The following is a 21,483-nucleotide window of genomic DNA, read 5'->3' on the forward strand; positions in this document are numbered from 1 at the left end:
CATAGCTTTATTCTGCATCCTCACTTTTCCCATCCGTTGCTGAAGCATATTGGTTAGATTCCCAACTCCAGGCAACTTATCATAGCTTTATTCTGCATCCTCACTTTTCCCATCCGTTGCTGAAGCATATTGGTTTTATTCCTAACACCTGGCAACTTATCATAGCTTTATTCTGCATCCTCATTTTTCCCATCCGTTGCCGAGGCAGTATCGGTTGTATCAATACCAAGTAACATATTATGAACTTTATCTAATTCTTCATCCGGTATTTCATAATAATAAACACCTTTGATTGTTGCGTTTTCTCCTTGGAGCATATAGCTTTCTATATTTTTCGTTACATCCATATAGCCCAATAAAAGTGATTTCATATCGTTAAAACTCATGTTGGTTTGCAAATTATCACCCAGAACATCAATCACATCATTTAATTTGGTTACAGTTCCCATACTTTTCCCTTTATCAATGATGGCATGAATAACTTTCCGTTGACGCTCTGTCCGACCAAAGTCACCTTGTGGATCAAGATGCCGCATTCGGACGTAACCGAGTGCCTTAGCTCCATCCAGTTTAATCTCCCCTTCTTTCCAGTGGTATCCCGGTTTATAAAAACCTTCGTCCACCCATTCTAGTTCATTATTTACAGTAACACCGCCTATGGCATCAATTAAATCCGCCAGTCCTTCCATGTTCAATTCAACATAATAGTCAAGATCGATATCAAGAAGGTTTTCAACTGTCGCCACAGACATATCTACTCCACCATATGCATAAGCGTGGTTAATTTTCGTTTCGATCCCTTTTCCGGCAATCTTAGCTAATGTATCCCGGGGAATACTTACAATTGTAGTTTTCTCTTGCTTCGGATTTAATGAAAGGACCATGATGGAATCAGAACGCCCGCCGTCTTCCGCACGTTCATCAACACCAAGCAATAAAATATTTAACAATTCATTACTATCCAGTTTTTCCTTTACTTCAGATGTATCAATCGATTCAATATTCTTTGACATCTTTTTATCGACCGTTTCCTTTGCATGTCCATAAATACTGTATACATAACCTACTACACTTATAATCATTATTAACAGTAGAGTACCTACTACTTTAGGCCATTTCCGTAATTTTCTTTTATGCTTTTTTGTTTTCACTCTAGTTTCTTGTACCATTTATCATCATCCTTTTTTACAGTTTATCTACGAAAGCTGGTTCATCGCACTTACCAATGGGTTTATAGGTTTTGGGGCTTTATATGGAGTAGCGTGTATGGTAGCCTTGTTTGGCGGTGCCGATGTTGTGACATCTGGCTTCTCGGCAGGAGAACCACACCCGCCGAGGCTCCATGTCAAGCCCCCTTAAATAAACTATCTATGTTATACTACCACACAAAATTGAGAATACCCCGAAAGCACTTATATTCTTCAATCCGGCTATCTTCTTTTAAAAATGCAAAAATTATCTTGGCAATTCTTCTATTAAACAATTATTAATTTATCAAAATTTGGTCTGATTGAATACTATTTTTTTGACAATTTACGATTAATTATACACTTTTTCGCCAAAAATTTTAAGCATTTATTTTTTCCAAATCTGGCAGAGTTGTAATTTCGACTTTTTCAGTTAAATTCCATATTCCCTTACAAATAAGCGTTTTCTTTTTTATGTTTTTTGGTAAAATATGAAGTAAGGCTTAGAATAGAATTTAATATTGTTTAAAATAAGGGGAATTTATATGGATAATAAAGGAAATACACGGTTATACCGAAAAACAAAAAGAAAAAAACGAAAGCGACTAGTTATTTTATTACCTTTCTTAATCATACTTGTATCAATATTATCATACGGAGGGTTTTTATACTGGAAAGCACATTCGGCTATTTCCGACTCCTTTGAAGATATTGGTAGAGATAAATCCGATTTACGGGAAAAAATTGTCGATCCAACAAAAGATAATATTTCTATTCTTATTATCGGTGTAGACTCAAGTGAGGCAAGAAAAGAGAGAGGGAATAATTTATCTGACACACTAATGTTGGCAACATTAAACAAGCATGAAAATAGTGTAAAGTTATTAAGTATTCCAAGGGATACCTATGTTTATGTGCCTGCAATTGGTGAAAAAACAAAAATAAACCACGCCCATTCAAAGGGTGGAGCCAAAGCAACAATCGAAACGGTAGAAAATTTATTAGAAGTACCGATTGACTATTACGTTAGTATCAATTTCGAGGCATTCATCGAAATTGTCGACGCATTAGGTGGTATAACGGTTGATGTTCCGTATGAATTTGCCGAACTCGATTCCAAAGAAAAATCATTAATTTTTCTTAAACCCGGTGTTCAAAAATTAAATGGTGAAGAGGCACTTGCTCTCGCTCGAACCAGGAAATTGGACAACGATATCGAAAGAGGGAAACGTCAGCAGGAAATTATTAAGGCTATCATTAAAAAGGCTGTTTCTGTAGGTTCAATTACTAAATATGATGATGTCATCGAAGCAGTTGGAAATAATATGAAAACTAATATGACCTTTGGGGAAATGCGTGGTTTAGCTTCCTATGGACTTAATGATAAAAATTTAGCGATTGAATCACTGACATTAAAAGGATCCGACTATAAACCAGGAAAAACATATTATTACAAATTGGACGAGGAATCTTTAGAAGAGACGAAACAGCTGCTGGTTAATCATTTGGAATTGGATAACAGTAAAACAGCGATTAATGATGACAATATTAGTTCCGATCAAAATTAAAATTGGCGGCAAAATTTTTGGGAATCCTGAAGTCGAAAACACGACATTTGGATTCCCATTTTATATTTAACCAAGACGTTTACGATTATTTAGCTCTCTTGGTTAGTCTCTTCAGTTTGCTCTAACAAATGCAAGTAATCATCCCTTAATATATTACTGTTATAAAAATTGGATTTTTTTGCCAGCTCCTCATTTACAAAATTAAATTTATGTTCTTCTGTTATTGTTTTTTCTCCAGAAAATAAATTGGTTCCTAGACCCAGCCGGTCACCCTCAATTTGCACACCGATACTTGCTAAAATCGTCGGATACACATCAAGAGAAGTAAATGTTCTATTTTTTTCTTGAAGAGGAGTGGCCACAGAATTAATGAACACATTATAGATAGTCCGTTCATATTCATCCGATAAGTGTTCTTCAAAAAATTTTGGATCTTGCATACTTAAATGGTCACCTAATATGACTAAAGTGGTATTTTCATAAAACGGCTGTTGTTGTAACCATTCAACAAATTCTGCAACTTGTTTGGATGAATAAGCATATACATTTTCATATTGCGTTCCGTATATCTCTTCTGCCCCTTCTTCTAAATATCCGTCCTGAAAATGCGTATTTGCCGTCAAAAAGGTAAAATTGAAAGGTTTATCTTGCTCTGCCAGTTCGGTAATTTCTTCCTTTGCCCAAGTAAAAAGATGTGTGTCGTCAAAGCCCCACCAAACGCGGTCACTTTCAGCCATCTTCCCTTTTTCGATGGCCGTATTTACATCAAAGATTTTATAGTCCCCATGTTTTTTAAAATAATTGCTTCGACCGCCAAAATTTGCATCGGATCCTGCCATAAACTCCAAATTATACCCGGCCTCTTTCAGTACATCACCTAATGCATACGCACCGGCCAAGAATTGATCCGAAGATGTATATTCATTTCCGTTAATGGGAATTTTTAAAGGCAGTCCGGAAGTCGTCGAAACAATTCCGGCTACTGTCCACCCGGTCCCTTCTACTTGGTAAGCTCCACCTATTTTCTCAGTGTTCGAAAAGTTAATATGTTCCAAGGCCAAATTTTCTAATTCCGGAATAACAGGGTACTCCCAACCGCCGCCATTTTCTTTTGATATAAATGAGTTTTCCATCGATTCCATATATAAAATGATCAAATTTCTCTTTTGCTCAGGAAAAGTTAAGTTGACATCTGCCCCATCTGCATAGTTTTCTTCTATAAATGTCGAGTAATCTGTTAAACTGGCAACATATTGTTTGACACCAATTAAATGATAACCGGCAAACAGGGATAATACCAAAACAATAACCGAATAGGAGAAACGATATTTATATAGAGTTTTATTTGGAAAAATTGAAAAATGTAACTTTTTACGGTTAACATTCATTTCTATCATGTTGATTCGATCTTTGAACCGACATATTGGAAGTAGTAAAGCCAATAAAATCATGAAAAACGGGAACAAGCTTTTTTTAATGCCTGTTAATATTACATCTTTTGATGTACCTCCCACCCCATTAAAAAGATAAAATACCATTTCATCTACCGTTTGATCAGAAAAATAATTTCTAATATACAAGGAAAAAGATAATATAACTGAAGCGATTACAATGATGACTATGGCTAATACTCCCTTTTTCAAATGACGTTTATTATCCATTTTCCCGCTCCACTTGCAATTTCAGCTTCACATTTAATTCAATAAATCGGTAAGAGACAACAAGTAAAAGAGAAATAACCAAAGCCATCAAAGTATATTTAAATGTAAATAAACTTGTATAAACAAAGGAATCCGTTTTTAAAAAGTAAATCAATATTCCATACATTACACAATTGGTAATAAGGGAAAATAAGGCAAAATGGGTAACCGCTTCAAACAAACTTAAAGATTTTCCAGATAATTTTGAATAAAACAGTAATGCAACGAGAGAAGGCATAACCAGTGACATAATTTCATTAAAACTCACCATTTTCCACCTACCTGTTAGTCATATTCTGTAATTACCAACGATTCGTGATCAGTTGGTAAAATAAGGCGAATAATTTTAATGAAAGGACTTTAATTTTTTACAAAAATTTATTCTTACGTAATCTTTTTTAGACTTCGTAAATAGCTTGTTCATAATACATTTACTCCATTTACAATTTATTATCCCATATTCCCATTAAAATCCCAAGAGAAATATTTGTAATATAATATTAATAACTTTGTAAAAAAGACACGTGTCATAAAATCACTCTATTAAAAAAACCCCAAGAATGACATTGTGACAGCATTCTTGAGATTATCTTTTTCATTGTCGAATGAAAAGCTTCTTTAGTTTCCTTCTTCTTTTGCCTTTTTAAAAATAACAAACTTACTCGCGAAATAATTAAATATAACAACCAACACATTGGCGAGAATTTTCGCCAAAAGGTTGTCTATTTTTAAAAGTTCAACACATACAATCATCGTCGCCAAATCTAAAAGATACGAAAGAAATCTAAAAAACATAAATGATGCTAACTCCTTGAGGACCGCTTGGATCTGCATGTCTTTACTGTTGAAAACATATAATTTATTGGTTATGAAGGCAAACAAAACTGATACGATCCAAGCAATCGTAGTAGCCAGTTTGTAGTCCATTTCAAGAATGTCATCAAACAACCAAAACGTAACGATGTTTACAAGTGTTGTCAAAACTCCAAAGATAAGATAGCTAATTATCTCCTTATTTAACCTCATGATTTTTCCCTACTTACTGATGAATGTATGTTTTTTCTTGATCTTTTGGCTTCTGGTTTAATTCCTTTTCTTCATTATACTCATCAACAAAATAAAGTGGTCGGTGCTTTGATTCGTTAAAAATTCTTCCTAAATACTCACCGATAATACCAAGTGATAACAATTGTATTCCGCCTAAAAATAAAATAACTGTCATTAGTGATGGATATCCGGCAACCGGTTCTCCAAAGAGCAGTGTTTTAATTATAATCCAAATCATAAACGCAAAAGCAAAGGCTGATATTATAATACCAAAAAACGCTGACCAACGCAGAGGAGCTGTTGTGAAGGAGGTAATTCCTTCAATAGCCAGATCTACTAATTTTGCATAGTTCCATTTTGTTTCGCCTGCTGCTCTCGGATCCCGGTCAAAAAGGATTTCTTTTTTATTATAACCGATCCAGCTGAACATCCCTTTTGTATATCTTTGAGTTTCCCTTAACTGTTTTAATGCTTCGACACAACGACGATCCAACAACCGAAAATCACCGGTGTTTTCCTGAATTGGAATCCTCGTCATTTTTTGCAAAATTTTATAGTATGTAGCAGAAGTCCATTTCTTCAGCCACGTCTCTCCCGCTCTCGATCGTCTTTTTGCAAAAACGTCATCATAACCCATTTCCCAATATTTAATCATTTCCGGAATTAACTCCGGCGGGTCTTGCAGGTCGGCATCAATGATAATCACAGCATCACCTGTTGCATAGTCGAGCCCGGCAATCATTGCAATTTCTTTCCCAAAATTTCTGGATAAATTCACATAGGAAATACGGGTATCTTTTGCCCTTAAGTTTTTTATGATCGATAAAGTTTGGTCCTTACTGCCGTCATTGACAAATAAGATTTCAAACTGGTAGTCCGGAAGACCATTCATTACACCCTTCAATCGATCATAAAGTTGATCCAACACTTCTTCTTCATTGTATGCCGGGACGAGGATCGTTAGTTTTTTCACAGCTTGAAGCCTCCTTTTTCCAAGTCCATTATTACAATTAAACTACAAATCATAACCCTTCCGAATGCTTACTTGGGTTTTTTCTAAATACTATAAGAAGTATAGAAATAACCAAACTTGTTAATGAAATTATACAACCTAGTAAAAAGCCCTTTGGTAAGTAACTTAATGTAACGTTATGTTCACCTTTATCAATATCTAAGCCAATGAATCCACCCAACTTAGTTATTTTTGTTTCTTTACCATCTACCTTCGCACTCCACCCTTCATCATAAGGTATAGAGAAGAAAAGTGTGCCCATTTTATCAGTTTTAATCTTTCCTGCTAAAGATATATCGTTATATTTCTTCAAATTAAACGCCGTTTCCTTTATTTCGCTAATCCTTTTTTCAAAAGATGGTATATCTAAAGTGTAAAAATAATGTTGAACTAGATTTGTTTCCGTAACAGAAAACTCAATTTTTATAGCAACCTCTTCATTTGAAAATCCACCTAAGTCCAAAACTCTGTCATTATGAAATGTTGGATATATTCCAAGAGACTTTCCATTTACATAAATTGAAGTTTCCCCGTAACCCGGATATCCTTTTCCTGCATTTAACAATGTATATAATTGTTTATCCCCTTGAATGTTAAAAATCATTTCAATAGAAGCTTCCTGATCGGGATTCCCTTTTTTCACATGGATCACTGTACCATTTTCTGTAACAACTAGGTTATTATATTTCACTTGTACTGGTTTAATCTCTGTAAAGTAGCTAGCTTCTCCACCAAGAAATTTATTTTGATTTTCAAATGGATTATCATCATAATTACTAAACTCAACTTGAGACTTTTCCATCATAAAACCAATTGGTAAATAATTTTGATTTTCATATAATTTCGTTTCTCCAGTGCTTTTTATCAATTTAAATCCGTGTATATTTATTGGCTCACTAGTAACTACATACTTAAATCCAAGTAATGCATCCGATGTTAATATACCATTGCTTTGGGCAAGCGATCGAGCTCCAAGAGTTGTACTATACCCTAATTTATTCATAAAATCATGCAATTCACCATTTGCTAATGTATTAAAAATGTCCATTCCTTTATAGTTAAAACGTAGCCCATCATTTAATGTTAATTTAATCAACGAATTGACTCTATAAAACCCTTTATCTTCTTTAACAAGGCTATTGATTACATCATCATATCCAGTAACCTGAACATTATATTGATTCCTTGAATAGTTATACTCAGTATAACTATTCAAGGTTTTTATATGATTATAAGTATTCATGCTCAAATCAAAAAGCACAAAAAAAATTAATATTATATTTACAACCTTTCGGTACCCAACAAAAACTTTTGCATAAAGAATTGTTGTAAAAATAACAATCAAAATGATATTAAATAAAGCAGCTTTTAAAGACAATAAATCAGGAACAAGTTCAGGCAACAACACCAAAATAATAATTTCAGTAATTGCCACTTTAATCAAATTAGATAATTGTCCTTCATCAAAAGTATTTAAAGCTCTACAGGCCAGAAAAACAAGCAGGAACGATACAAGAAACGCAAATCGTTGTTGAAAACCGGATGGTTCTTGAAAAACATGCCAAATCATATTTAAACCATGCACTTGTAAACTGATTATCAAAAATAACATAAAAAAGAAATACAAAAATTTTTCCTTTAATTGTATCTTTTTATTTAGGAAAAATAATGGGAAAAGTAGTAATGTTAATATCCCTGTATAAACATTTGGTTTAAACAATAAGTTTTCACTACTATTAAAGAATTTAGCAAACAGCTCTGTAAACCTAATATCTATGTTAAAAAAAGTATTCCATTTAAATGGTTGGTAATCGTTAGATCCTAATTGAAAGAAAGTTGGTAGAGTAATAAAGGCAGAAATTCCTGCGGCCAATGCGGCACACAGCATAAATACAAAAAAGTCCTTTATAAAAGTTTTTAAATTAAATCGATTGACAAGCAACCACCTTATAGAGAAATATAGAAATGTAAATATCCCCACCATATAAGCAGTATAAAAATTTGAAATAAAAAGTATAGAAAGGCTGATAATTAATAGTTTGTATTTTTTCTGTAATAGGCCTTCTACTCCAAGAAGAACCAACGGCAATAGATATACTGCATCTTGCCACATTATATTAAAGAAATAACCAACAGCAAAACTACATAGAGCGTACATTGTCGAAAATAAAATTGTATTCATCATGTTTGACCTATGTGTTTTTGTCAAATAGAGGGACATCATCAATCCAGATAAGCCTATTTTAATTAATGTCATAAAAATAAATGCTTCAGGTAAATTATCACGGTCAAAAAAAAGAATTACTAACGAAATTGGACTTGACAAATAATATGCAAACGTACCCCAAAAATTTAATCCCAGACCAGATTCCCATGTATATAGAAGACTTCCGTTACCTTTTAACACATCATATAAATGATTGTAGAATTGAATATACTGTGCGAATTGGTCAGTCATTAGCATTGAATGACTTCCAAAAGGATACACATGATAAACTACAAAGACCAAACCCATTATCAGTAAAGGAGTAAGAAATGCAATAGTATAAAGCAGATAATTCTTGACTTGTTTATTAAACATGTTTTACCTCGAACCCTTCAAAATTAAATCTCTTCTTAAATTAAAGTTCTTCAACAAAAACTCAGGCATTAAGTGTCATTTTCGTTTATAATTACACTGTTTTTACAACAATTGGAACCCCTGAACAACCCAGATATGAAGAATTCTAATAATGTTCAGGAATGGTATTACTGCATAAATATATAAGGCAAACCTATTATTTGGAATTATATTTTCTTTAGTAATTAAATTTAAAACAATTAATGCAAGAATTACTGAACAGACAGTTAATACACGATTTCCTGATGCATAAATTGTAGGTGAAAAAAAGATTATGACTAAAGTACTAATTGCTGCTAAATAACTAAATAACACAAAAAATTTATGATTTGTATTTTTAATACTAACTATCAATAATAATAATGCCCATATTATCCAAAATAAATAAGGAAGAACGCTTTTTATCATATCTTGTATTGTCCCTGTTTTATTGATAACAATATTTGCTATTGATTGAAAGTCATAAACGTAATTTTGTCCGATACCCAGAAGGTTTACTCCTGTGATACTTAATACTAAAAGAACAAAAAATTTAAAATACCAAGACTGATTGATTGTTTCTTTTTTAATACAGGATATGATAGTGATAATTGATAATAAAAAAACTAATGCTTTCATTTCTATGAAGAGCTTTTCAAATAGCCAAATCATCCCTAGAAAAATTTTGGCCAATACACTCATCTCATCGAATTGAGGATACCAATGATCAACCTCTATTTGCCACCTAACTCCATTTCCTGGTGCAAGTATCAAAATAAAAGTCCCAACAATTATGGTTCCAGTTAACAGTAACATTTTTTTATCTATTTTAATTTTGTTATAGATTAAACTACCGAGTGCTAAAATAGAAAAAGTTGAAATACAAAGAGCCACTTGCTCTTGACTAATCGAGGCTAAGATTCCGAATAAAAAATAAAATGGATACATTCTTACATTTGGAGTTTCATTTCTCAGAATGATATCAGCATAAGGAATCATGCTTATTAATCCAAAAGCAATTGGCCATGAATAGTTAAAAGTTCCCGTAATCCAAAAAAAACCATTACTAAGAATAGATGGACTAAAAAATCCTAAAGTAACCAAAGCAAGCAATACATCTTTAAATTCAACTTTTCTTTTGAGTATCCTAACCAAACCATACGATAGCAGAATAATAATCAACGGATTAATTATTCTCCATAACCATACCAGTTCATCGAGCATCGTATATAAAAGAAACTCAGGGAAAACACGACCTGTCCATCCTTGATAACGACTAATAATATATTCAATTAATCCATATTTCGAGGAGACTTCGGAAAACCAAAAATCATCACTTGCTAATTCAACTAAGAAATGAATAAAATAAAGCACTAAAATTAACACGGTATAGTTAATGGCACTTGGGTACTTTGTCTTTATTTTACCTATGTAACTAGACATATCTCTACCTGATCCCTCCTAGATAAGTCATTATATTTCACCAATTCCTTCGATTACCTATTAGCAGAAATTTTTACCTTTTTATTTTTTAATTTTAAATCATAATATGCAACTGGTCCAAAATAAAGAATACTGAAAATAGATCCTTTGATAATCAAGCTCATGATAACTGAATGAATGGTAAAAATGGTGAACAGATATTTTAACAGTAAAACGACAATAAGCATGTAAAAGGTATAGACAATTAATATTTTTGGTATTCTCCATTTAATAAAGCGCTCAGATTTAAAATAAATAATCGCGGTATAAATGAAGTAACTGGCAAAAGTTACCCATGCTGATGCAACATACCCAAATTTCCCTACAAAAATAAAGTTTAGAATTACATTTACGATAGCCGTTATGGTTATTGCAATGACCATAGTCATAGTTGATTCCATCAGTTCCATGCCTTTATGACCGAGAATCGAGGCATTCCAAAGAACAAAGCCCATAACTAACGGCAACATTATCTTATATCCATCAATATATTGAGGGTCTAGTGCTATTTTAACAAGTTCATAAGCTATTAATGCTGTTCCACCAATAATACCAATCCCAATAATACCATAGATTCTTGTCATATTTTCAAGTGTTGGTACAATTTTATCCTTTTCATTTAGTGCCCAAAGTTTCATTATTAGCGGGAAAGCAGCTAATGTAATGGGCGCACTGATTAGTCCTGAAATTCCATTGATTAATTGGAAATTGGCTGTATATAATCCAACCTCAAAAGAATCCCGATAAATTTCGATAACAAACCGACTGCCAAGACTAATAAATTGTGAACAAAAAAACCAAATTGCCATTGGGATACCAAATTTCAAAAACTTTATAAAGGTCTCTTTACCCTTAGATAAGTCAGCTACATCTGTCTTCAAGTCTGTAAACAATAGTTTTTGAATCGGCTTCATCATAAGCAATAAAAAGAACAGATTTGAAATAGACTCAGCCCAGATTAATGCTAAAATATTCTTTTCAATAGAAACAACAATGAGCAGAGCTATTACCAACCTAATAGCAGGTCTGCCAATTTCTAAGATACGGTATAATTTTGTATTTAAACTGGCAGGAATCATAGGTAACAGGAGCGAGTAAAATGAATTTAAAACTATGTTTACAATTGCTGTAAATACCAACATTGTATTTTCAGGCACAAAAATAGCTGTATATCCCAATGAAATTATAGACGCAATAATGATTAAATACGTTTGTACTTTGATCGAAGTTTTAATTGCATAATTATACAGATGAAGTTCCTTCCGCTCAAAGTAATCTGAATAAAATCTTCCGACAGGCTGTCCGATCCATTCTGTTAAAACAGAAATGGCTGTTAATGTAACTGACAAAACTAACCCATACAATCCATATTCTTCAGGTGAAAAAATTCTTGTAAATATATACGACCATAAGAAAGAAATTAAAATCGGAATAATTTTAGCCGGTAAATAGGATAGAATGTCAATAATAAATTTTTTCTGAGAAGAATAATCTACTTTATCCAATCTATATTCTCCTTACGCTGTTAGTCTCTTTTAAAGCCTTAAAAATGAATCTTAATTAAATAGTCCCTCAAGTGTCTTTTCAAAAAGGTTGACGGAATTTTCCCAAGATAACTTTTTAATATCCGTATTTCCCTTAGTTGCCATCTTAATACGTAATTCATTATCGTTAAAAAGTCTTTCTATATTATTCACTAATGCATCAACATCTTTTACTGGTGAAATCAAAGCATTTTTATTATTTTCTGCATATTCAAAAACTCCCTGATAAGCAGTCGATACTAAGGCACAGCCACAGGCCATACTCTCTGCTCCCGTTAGTCCAAACCCTTCAATAACACTTGGAGTTAAATAAATTGCTGAATGGTTATAAATGGTTCTTAATTGTGATTGTGTGGCCTTTGTTGTGTATTCAATCCAATCAGGCAATTCCTCAGGACGATCCGGGACACCAAATAGCCTTACTTCAACATTTGGATATAGCTCTTTAATTCGGTTAATCGCTTCTAATCCATATTTTGTACCCTTATGCACTTCTTTTCTATACATCATTGATATGGAATAAGGATTTCTTTCGGTTATCGGAATATCAATACCATAAATGGTAAGGTCGATGCCATTCGGTATATATACACTTTCCGAATGACTATGTTTGTCGACAATTTCTTTTAGCCACTTTGCTATCACAATATTTTTCATGTTTAACCCATAGGTTTCATATACTTCTTCGTCCGTATATCCCCAATTCTCAAAGTCCTGGATAAAATATACCTTTTTCCCTTTTTTGGATGAAAGTTGATGGACATCATGAACAGTTAGAATTGCTGTTGCAATAACTATATCAGCATCCGGCACTTCATGATCAAGTATTCCATTTGCATATATTTTTTTTACCTTTTTATTAAGAAGAAACCACCTTGGATTTGTCTTAACCGCATAGTAACTTAATATCCTTCTTAAAAACTCTGGGAAATGATACCCTGTATATAACTGTTTACAGTCAAAGACAATTCCAACCTCATGGCCCTTTTCAACCAATCTGTTTGCATATTCAAAAACGATTTTATAACCCCCGATTGGAATTTTACTCGGTCCCGGTAAACAAAAGTTTATTTTCATATTTTTGCATCGCTCCTATTCTTAAAAAGGAATATCTTTCTTAATCTCATTTAATTTATTTATTTATGATTTCATGTTCATTTCTTCTTCATCATAATAAAACTAAAAACAATTTTTCTTAATTTGATTCCTCTACCCTTTAGTTACTATATAATTTTTTTCGTTATAATTCAATTCTACTCTTATAAAAATGGTACTTTTAATTTTCCTTTCTTTCGGAGTGAAAATAAGAAAATATTTCTGTGACGTGCTTGTTCGCGTAAAGTGCACACAGTCCTTTAATTCAATATACTTTTCAATGTGGGGATACGATAATGTTCCTATCGAGTATGAAATTTTTGGTTTTAGTCACAACATACTAAGAGTAACAGACATCACTCAGCAACCAAAAAAACACAGGAAAATAAAAAGGCAAGTGGAGAAAAACGAAAAATTTTCTCCACTTGCCTCGTTTTTAGAGATTATTGGTTAGTTCTTTGTTAATTCATATTCAAACAGAGAATCTTACTTCATTTAGTTACTGTAAACCTAAACTATGCTTCTTCCAATATTTAGGTTGGCTCTCATTACTCTGTTGAATAGATGTTTCTTCTAACCCATTAGTTAAGTTTAATATAGTCACCAGATACCCAACCGGTTTGTCCACTTACACTTATCTTATACCAACCACCATTTTTACCTAGTATAGATACTGCTGTGTTATAAGGCAAAGCACCGATAATCGGTCCATTTGGATAATTTCTAAAGTTTAGTGTAGTTGCTGTGACCTTCCCAGCTCCGCTTGAAACAGGTAAAACAGCGTATTGACTTTCTCCAGTTGGTTTCGGACTTGCAGCAGGCTGATTGTTATAAACCGGAACATCAAAGACGAGAGTATAGTTATCTAGCAAACTATAAATTTGTTGTATCCGAGTTGTCTGTGCTGTAGCCCATTGAACATGAGTAGCATATTGATGAGTTCCCGGGTTTGCAGGATTCCAGCGCATTTTATAAAGTGTATTTTGCCCTGTATTTATATAACCCCTTCCAATAAGGGCTGCTCCGCCTTTAATTGCTGCTTCTGGTGAAAACCAGCCGCGATCGAATGCATATTTTGCTCCACCTTGCAATGGATTATTATCAGTAGCACCATAACCATACATATTATAAACTGTATATTTGGCTTTATCAGCACTTACAACATTTCCATTTGCATCGACCGGTACACCTTTTGCTAAAGTTGAGGTTCCATTGCTAGTCTCGTGTAAGGCATGAGCAATTAAATATACTTCATTTATGCCACTTTCTTTTCCTGCATCAATAAAGGCTTGTGCTTTTCCAGCTAAACTGCCTTTTCCGCTAAGGACTCTCTGATTGATTTCATTGACGTCCAAACCAGCTGATTGAGATAAGTCAAGAAATTGATAAAAGTCAGTGGAACCTAGACTGAAGTTGTTCGGATTCATATAGTACTGAACAAGTTCACGGCTAGCAGTAAACAATCCTGCCCCATCCACTTTAGGTGAACTATTTGCTTGAATGGTGAGCACATCATTAAAGTTACGGTTATAGTTTGTATATTTAACCGATATGGTTGACCCAGTGTATGGTTGAATTGAAAACTCAAACTTACTATTATTTGTCAGCTCTAAATACTGAACCTCAATAACGTGAACATCTTTTTCGTTCGCATTGGATGTGTTTTTATTTTTGATCGTTATTTTGGCTGTATCTTCCACATTATTACCGGCCGTCCAACGGTCAATTACTACTTCTCCGTCAACTAACACTCTAATACCATCATCAGAATTGGTTTTAATTTTATAGGTCCCTTCACTAAGATGCTTCAATGTTACAAATCTAGCAGAAAAATTATCGGCATTCACATTTGCTAAAGGAGCGTTCAAACCGTAGTTTTGATAAAGGTTGCCATTACTTTCACTGGACACTACGGTTTTATTTACCGGATATCCACTTAAATTTATATTGTTATAATAGTAAGCCACCCAATTACCTACAGGAACAATATTGGATGCAATAAATGCATTGTTACCTTGTTCCATATACTGGGTTTCCACATTATTATAACCCGATATTTGGCCTAAAAATGCTGTATCAATTTGCCCGGCAGAAGCTGACCATCGATCAATTTTTCTTTCATCATTAAGCAATAACCGAACACCATCATCTGCATAGGTGACACCAAAGTACTCATTTCCATCGTAATAACCTGATTGGTCAAACAGTGCCGTAAAGTTATCAGCAGGTATACCTTGTGCCGGACTGTTGGTTCCCCAATTATGGAAAACGTCTCTCGTTTTTTCATAATAGTCAAATTCAATAGGTTCTAGACTGAATTGAACTTTTGCTAATCCAGTAGCTTCATAATATTCTACTTTCACTGAGTGTACACCTTTTGATAGATTTACATACTGATATGGTTGGTATCCTGCACTCTGTATCCACGAATCAATATAAAGCTGATTATCAATGTATACTCTGACACCATCATCTGCACTTATATTCAGCTTATAAATACCACTTTCCGTAATATTTATATTTCTTTGGAAACGCACAGAAAAATTATCGCTTGGTACTCCCCATATTGGTGATCCATTTTGCCAATTATAGTTGATACTATTAGCTTCAATTATATAAGGCATACCTTGTAAGTTTTGATTAGAATAAACTTCGCCAACCCATTTATCGCTTGGGATCGTGTACGGTTCAAGACTCAACTCAACTTTGCTGTTACCGGTTTGTTCAGCATATTCTATTTCAATCCAGTGAATATTAGAATTATCTTTATTCTTGACTGATAGTTTGATTGCAGCGTCATCACTGGCTCTAGTTTTCCAACCGTCAAAAACAAGTTCCCCGTCAAGATATACCCGAATGAGATCGTCTCTAACTAATCGTAGAATATAATCTCCCGCATCAATTCGTTTTGCTGTTACATATCTCGCAGAAAAATTGTCCGAATTGACTTTTGCAATCGGTGCATTTGCTCCGTTATTATCTGTGAGCCATCCATTTGAATTTGCCGATATAATTTCTGCATTAACGGGGTTCCCAGAAAGATTGGTGTTATTATAATAATAGACTAGCCAATCGCCAAATGGTACGATGTCAGAATAAACTGCTGCATTACCGGTTTGCTCATAATATTCCGTTAAAACAGAATGCTTCCCGGTAAGTTGGCCAAGAATTGTTTTTTCAATCTTTCCGCTCGCATTTGACCACTGATCAATCTTATAAGCCCCATCGACTTTCAAGCGTACACCATCATCTGCAAAGGTTTGTGCAAAATATTCTTTACCATCAAAATTCCTTGACTGGTCAAATATCGCATAGAAATTATCAGTTGGGAATCCGGAAGGTCCACCAGTCCCCCAATTATAGTGAACATTTGTAACTGTTTCATTATAGATCGGGTTTACTTCGTCTGTGAATTTTAGAGCTGCTTGGTGACCAGCTTCTAAGTATTCGACTTTTAATGTATGGATCCCTTTTTTAACAAGCTGTTTTATATTTCCCTTTAAGGTAAATGCTGTGTTTTCCCAAGCATTTATAATTAACTCATTATCCAAGTAAACTCGAACCCTATCATCTGCCCAAGCGCTAAAGTTCATCATAACATCTTTGTCAAGAGTAAAGGACTTGGTAAATCTAGCTGTGAAATTATCACTAGGAATATTCTCGTTTGGTGATGAAAGCCCCCAATTATAATCAATTTTATTAGTCTCGACTATAGATGCAATTCCTTGGAAATTCGTGTTTGGGTAAAATTCTCCCAACCATTTCCCATTAGGTACTTTGTATGGTTCCAGACTAAGTTCAACTTTACTTGCACCTAATTGTTCAGCGTATTCAATCTCAATCCAATGGATATTGGAGCCGTTTTTATTACTGATATTTAGTTTGATTGCTGCATCATCTCTGGACCTTGGCTTCCAACCATCAAAAACAAGCGACCCATCTACGTATACACGAATCAAATCATCTCTTGTTAAACGAAGTATATAGTCCCCGGGGTCAATGCGTTTTGCCGTAACATATCTGGCAGAAAAATTATCCGCATTGACTTTTGTGATTGGTGCATTCGTTCCGTTATTATCAGTTAACCATCCATTGGAATTTGCTTTGATAACTTCAGCATTAACTGGGTTTCCGGACAAATCCGTATTATTATAATAATAGACTAGCCAATCGCCAAATGGCACGATGTCAGAATAGACTGTAGCATGCCCGGTATGCTCGTAGTATTCTGTTTGAACGGAGTGCTCACCAGAAAGTTGTCCAAGAATGGATCTATCAATTTTACCGCTTGAATTAGACCATCTATTAATCTTATAATTTCCATCTACCTTTAGGCGAACCCCATCATCTGCATAGGTCTGTGCAAAGTACTCTTTCCCATCAAATTTCTTTGATTGATTGAAAATAGCGGCGAAATAATCAGAAGAAAATCCTGTTGGTCCACCAGTCCCCCAATTATAATGAACCGTTGAAGAACTTGGCTTATACATTGGAAATATCAAGTCTTTAAACTTCAGAGCTGCTTGATTACCGTCTTCTAGGTACTCGACTTTCAACGTATGGGTTCCTTTAGCAACAAACTGTTTTACATCCCCTTTAAGGGTGTAAACGGAATTTTTCCATCCATCAATAATTAACGATCCATCCAGATATACACGTACTCTGTCATCAGCCCAAGTACTGAAATTCATTACAACATCATCCTTTAATGTGAATGATTTTGTAAATCTTGCAGTAAACCCGTCAACTGGAATATCTGCACTTGGAGAAGACAGCTGCCAATTATAGTCAATGTTATCCGTTTCAACTACGGTAGCATTCCCTTGAAAATTCATGTTAGGATAAAACTCTCCTAACCATTTATTCGTAGGGATTGAATATGGTTCCAGACAAAATTCAAGATTACTTAGACCTGTTTGTTCTCCATAATCAATTTCAATCCAATGGATATCCGAACCGTCTTTATTGTTTAAGGTTAACTTGATTGCAGCATCATCTCTTACCCTAGGTTTCCAGCCGTCAAACACAAGCTGTCCATCGATGTATACACGAACAAGATCATCTCTCTTTATGCGAAGGATATAGTCCCCGGCACTGATTCGCTTGGCAGTTACATATTTTGCTGAATAGTTATCTGCATTCACTTTGGAAATGGGGGAATTTGACCCGTTATTGTCGGTCAGCCATCCCTTTGAATCAGCCTTAATGATTTCAGCATTAACTGGGTTTCCGGACAGATTCAAATTATTGTAATAATATACAAGCCAGTTTCCAAATGGGACAATGTCAGAATACACTGTTGCATATCCGGTCTGTTCATAATAGTCTGTCTGAATCTCATGCTTTCCTGACAATTTCCCAAGGATACTTCTGACAATTTCCCCGCTGGAACTTGACCACCTATTAATCTTGTATGTTCCATCAACCTTTAGACGCACCCCATCATCTGCATAGGTTTGGGCAAAATATTCCTTACCATCAAATGATCTTGATTGGTTAAACATGGCCACAAAGTAGTCAGACGGATATCCTGAAGGGCCACCTAACCCCCAGTTATAATGGACATTTTCCGTAGATACTTTTAAAACCGGATATACTTGGTCTGTAAACTTCAAAGCTGCTTTGTTTCCCTCTTCATAATACTCAACTACTAGCGTATGACTGCCTTTTTTTACACTTTGATTGACTTCCCCTCTTAAGCTATATGCAGAATTATTCCAAGCATTGATAATAAGCTCTCCATCTAAATAAACTCGAACTCTGTCATCCGCCCAAGCTTTATAATTAATCATCAGATCTTCATTTGCAGTGAATGTTTTGATGAACCGGGCGGAAAAATTATCACTTGGGATACTCGCATGAGGAGAGGATAGATTCCAATCGTAATCAATCTTATTCGTCTCAAAAACATATGGAGTCCCTTGAAAATCAGGTTTGGGATATATATTAGCAGTCCACTTACCAGATGTAATTTCGCTAGCTTTAACGTTATCGACCAAGTAAAGGGAACCAATGAAAAAGAGACCAGCTAAAGCCATTGAAAAAATATTCAATTTTTTCACAAATATAATAAGCCACCCCCTGCAAAATTATTAAATTACTCTTTTATTATTACTTATTTCCTCCCTTTTGTGAAGGACAAATAGTACATTTTTCATTATAATATCCTATAAATTCCAAATCAATTTTATTTTTTGGGTATTTAGACCTAGTCCGGAGTGTTTATCTCACCTTTGCGTTTTATACGACAATCCATCACGAATTCCATTCAATAACGCTTTGCAACGTTTTATGTTTCCTTTTATTAGATGTTTGAATCCCTGTATAAAAAATCTAAATAGATAAACCGGTAAGCATTTTTTATATGTAGTATTAGGTAAGTTTTTTTTCGTATAAATTAGGAGATTTCTTGCCAGATAATAGGTTTTAAAATCCGATTCCTTGCCACCGGTACCTGAATGAATATGATAGACAATAGAATCCTTAACTAATTTCGATTTAAAGTTGTTTTTTAATAATCGGAGTACTAAATCTACATCTTCATAATAAGCAAAATAGATTGGATCAAAAAAATTCCCATTATGATCTTTAATGGTAGACAAAGCTCTTTTAGAATAAGCTGCTGCACCGGCACAGACACCTGGAATATCTGTTGATAACTTTTCAAGAAAATGAAGTGATTTCCCCAGTCCTATTTGTGAAGCATAATAGTGTTTATTAAATTCGATACCTGCAGCATCAATAATATCTCTGTTATTGTAATCCATCATGAGAATCTGAAATACATCATATTCCGGAAATTTTTGAATCGCCTCATTAAGTTTATATAAACAGCTTTTATCTAATTCCATATCATTATTTAGCGTAATAATAAAATTACTATTATCTTTTAATGCCTTTTTAATCCCAATATTATTAGCTACAGAAAAACCAGTATTTTTATCTAATCGGATTATATCGATGTTTAAATTTCGCGTAAATTTTTCCGTTATCTTTATTGAATTATCCTGTGACCCATTATCCACAAAGTAGACAATAAATTCTTTATACGTTTGGTTTTCTAAACTCGTGAAAAAATTCTCTAAAAATACTTCCCCATTCCAATTCACTACCACTATTGACAGCATTCAATTTCACCTCTATCCAGTTAATGAAATTCTATATATTAAACCGAAATGTTTATTGATCAAAATCCCTATCTTAACCCATGTGAATTATACACATCTATATTATTTTAATCAAATCCGTTTGGACATAAAAGTATAAAATATTTTGTTTCATATAGATAAAATCCCTTTTGTGTTTTTTTAACATATAGGGTAAAATTATAAGGACTTTATCCTAATTGAAGATTGATTAACTTCCTTTTAAAAAACAGTCATGACGTTTGTTCGCAACTATAGATGAAATTGTTTTTAACAAAAATGATATAAAAATTAAGAGAGTGTGGGAAATTTGGAATATCCAACAATGGTAATCAGCATTGTCACATATAATAGTAAACATATTTTTGATGTATTAGATAATCTAAAAAAAGAAATTGGTAACGAGCCTAATATTCGTGTCGCTGTTTTCGACAACAATTCTTCAAACGAATTTAGAAACAAATTAAAACAATATAGTGACTTTGCTAATATAACGTTTTATCATGAAAATAACGGATTTGGTTTTGGTCATAATTATAACTTACTCAATGCTGATGAAAAATACTTTTTGATCTTCAACCCTGATATTATTGTAACAAAAGAAAATTTAAATAATATGGTAACCGTTATGGAGAATGATGAATCTATTGCATTACTCGTTCCCAAAGTTTTAAATGAAGATGGAACGATTCAGCATCTCATGCGTAGACGCGTAACGGTCTTTGACTATGCATTGCGGTTCATCCCGTTTGACTTTGTCAAAAAATTATTTGCTAAGCGATTAGCTACTTATGAATGTAGAGATATTCCTCAAGACAGGCTTGTAGACATCAATATGGGTTCCGGATGCTTTATGCTTATTCGAGGAGACATATATAAGGAAATCAATGGATTTGATGAGCGGTATTTTATGTATTTTGAAGATACGGATTTATGCCTGATGCTTAAAAAGAGGAATAGAAGGGTAGTTTATACACCTTTTTCGTTTGTTGTTCATTTTTATGAAAGAGGTTCCCATAAAAATTGGAAGCTATTTAAAATATTTGTTAAATCCATGGTAAAATTCTTTAATAAATGGGGATGGAAGTGGATCTAAACAAATCA

General features: G+C 33.7%; 13 protein-coding genes. 2 read left to right on the forward strand and 11 right to left on the reverse strand.

Annotated features, from left to right (window positions below; genetic code table 11):
* Positions 1–167: 167 nt before the first annotated feature.
* On the reverse strand, positions 168–1,169 hold the full coding sequence (locus tag LIZ98_RS10545; RefSeq protein ID WP_227139617.1) for an LCP family glycopolymer transferase: 1,002 nt from the start codon (positions 1,167–1,169) through the stop codon (positions 168–170).
* Between the two features lie 563 nt (positions 1,170–1,732).
* Between LIZ98_RS10545 and LIZ98_RS10550 the strand changes: the two genes are divergently transcribed.
* Positions 1,733–2,755, forward strand: a complete 1,023-nt coding sequence (locus tag LIZ98_RS10550) for an LCP family protein (RefSeq protein WP_227139616.1) — start codon at positions 1,733–1,735, stop codon at positions 2,753–2,755.
* Between the two features lie 89 nt (positions 2,756–2,844).
* Here LIZ98_RS10550 and LIZ98_RS10555 read toward each other — a convergent pair whose 3' ends face one another.
* From LIZ98_RS10555 to LIZ98_RS10610, 10 genes are all read right to left on the reverse strand, one after another.
* On the reverse strand, positions 2,845–4,416 hold the full coding sequence (locus tag LIZ98_RS10555) for an LTA synthase family protein (RefSeq protein ID WP_227139615.1): 1,572 nt from the start codon (positions 4,414–4,416) through the stop codon (positions 2,845–2,847).
* Positions 4,409–4,723 (reverse strand): hypothetical protein, encoded by a 315-nt coding sequence (locus LIZ98_RS10560; protein WP_227139614.1) that lies wholly within the window; start codon positions 4,721–4,723, stop codon positions 4,409–4,411. The genes LIZ98_RS10555 and LIZ98_RS10560 overlap by 8 nt, the downstream gene beginning before the upstream one ends.
* A gap of 350 nt (positions 4,724–5,073) precedes the next feature.
* Positions 5,074–5,481, reverse strand: coding sequence for a GtrA family protein (locus LIZ98_RS10565; RefSeq protein WP_095142015.1), 408 nt, complete (start codon positions 5,479–5,481; stop codon positions 5,074–5,076).
* Between the two features lie 13 nt (positions 5,482–5,494).
* Positions 5,495–6,475 (reverse strand): glycosyltransferase family 2 protein, encoded by a 981-nt coding sequence (locus LIZ98_RS10570; protein WP_095142014.1) that lies wholly within the window; start codon positions 6,473–6,475, stop codon positions 5,495–5,497.
* A gap of 49 nt (positions 6,476–6,524) precedes the next feature.
* Positions 6,525–9,095, reverse strand: coding sequence for a YfhO family protein (locus LIZ98_RS10575; RefSeq protein ID WP_227139613.1), 2,571 nt, complete (start codon positions 9,093–9,095; stop codon positions 6,525–6,527).
* 102 nt (positions 9,096–9,197) lie between these two features.
* Positions 9,198–10,556: a DUF6056 family protein gene (locus LIZ98_RS10580; RefSeq protein ID WP_227139612.1), complete on the reverse strand. Its 1,359-nt coding sequence runs from the start codon at positions 10,554–10,556 to the stop codon at positions 9,198–9,200.
* Between the two features lie 53 nt (positions 10,557–10,609).
* Positions 10,610–12,100 carry an oligosaccharide flippase family protein gene (locus tag LIZ98_RS10585; protein ID WP_227139611.1) on the reverse strand — a complete coding sequence of 497 codons (1,491 nt, stop codon included), beginning with the start codon at positions 12,098–12,100 and terminating at the stop codon, positions 10,610–10,612.
* Positions 12,101–12,151: 51 nt separating this feature from the next.
* Positions 12,152–13,216, reverse strand: coding sequence for a glycosyltransferase family 4 protein (locus LIZ98_RS10590; protein ID WP_041845551.1), 1,065 nt, complete (start codon positions 13,214–13,216; stop codon positions 12,152–12,154).
* A 599-nt stretch (positions 13,217–13,815) separates the two neighbouring features.
* Positions 13,816–19,296, reverse strand: coding sequence for a PA14 domain-containing protein (locus LIZ98_RS10605; RefSeq protein WP_309240455.1), 5,481 nt, complete (start codon positions 19,294–19,296; stop codon positions 13,816–13,818).
* Positions 19,297–19,461: 165 nt separating this feature from the next.
* On the reverse strand, positions 19,462–20,361 hold the full coding sequence (locus tag LIZ98_RS10610; RefSeq protein WP_227139609.1) for a glycosyltransferase family 2 protein: 900 nt from the start codon (positions 20,359–20,361) through the stop codon (positions 19,462–19,464).
* Positions 20,362–20,689: 328 nt separating this feature from the next.
* Here LIZ98_RS10610 and LIZ98_RS10615 point away from each other — a divergent pair, with 328 nt between their 5' ends.
* On the forward strand, positions 20,690–21,475 hold the full coding sequence (locus tag LIZ98_RS10615; RefSeq protein ID WP_227139608.1) for a glycosyltransferase family 2 protein: 786 nt from the start codon (positions 20,690–20,692) through the stop codon (positions 21,473–21,475).
* Positions 21,476–21,483: the final 8 nt, after the last annotated feature.

The sequence above is a fragment of the Caldibacillus sp. 210928-DFI.2.18 genome, assembly GCF_020554505.1.
Classification (GTDB): Bacteria; Bacillota; Bacilli; order Bacillales; family Caldibacillaceae; genus Caldifermentibacillus; species Caldifermentibacillus hisashii.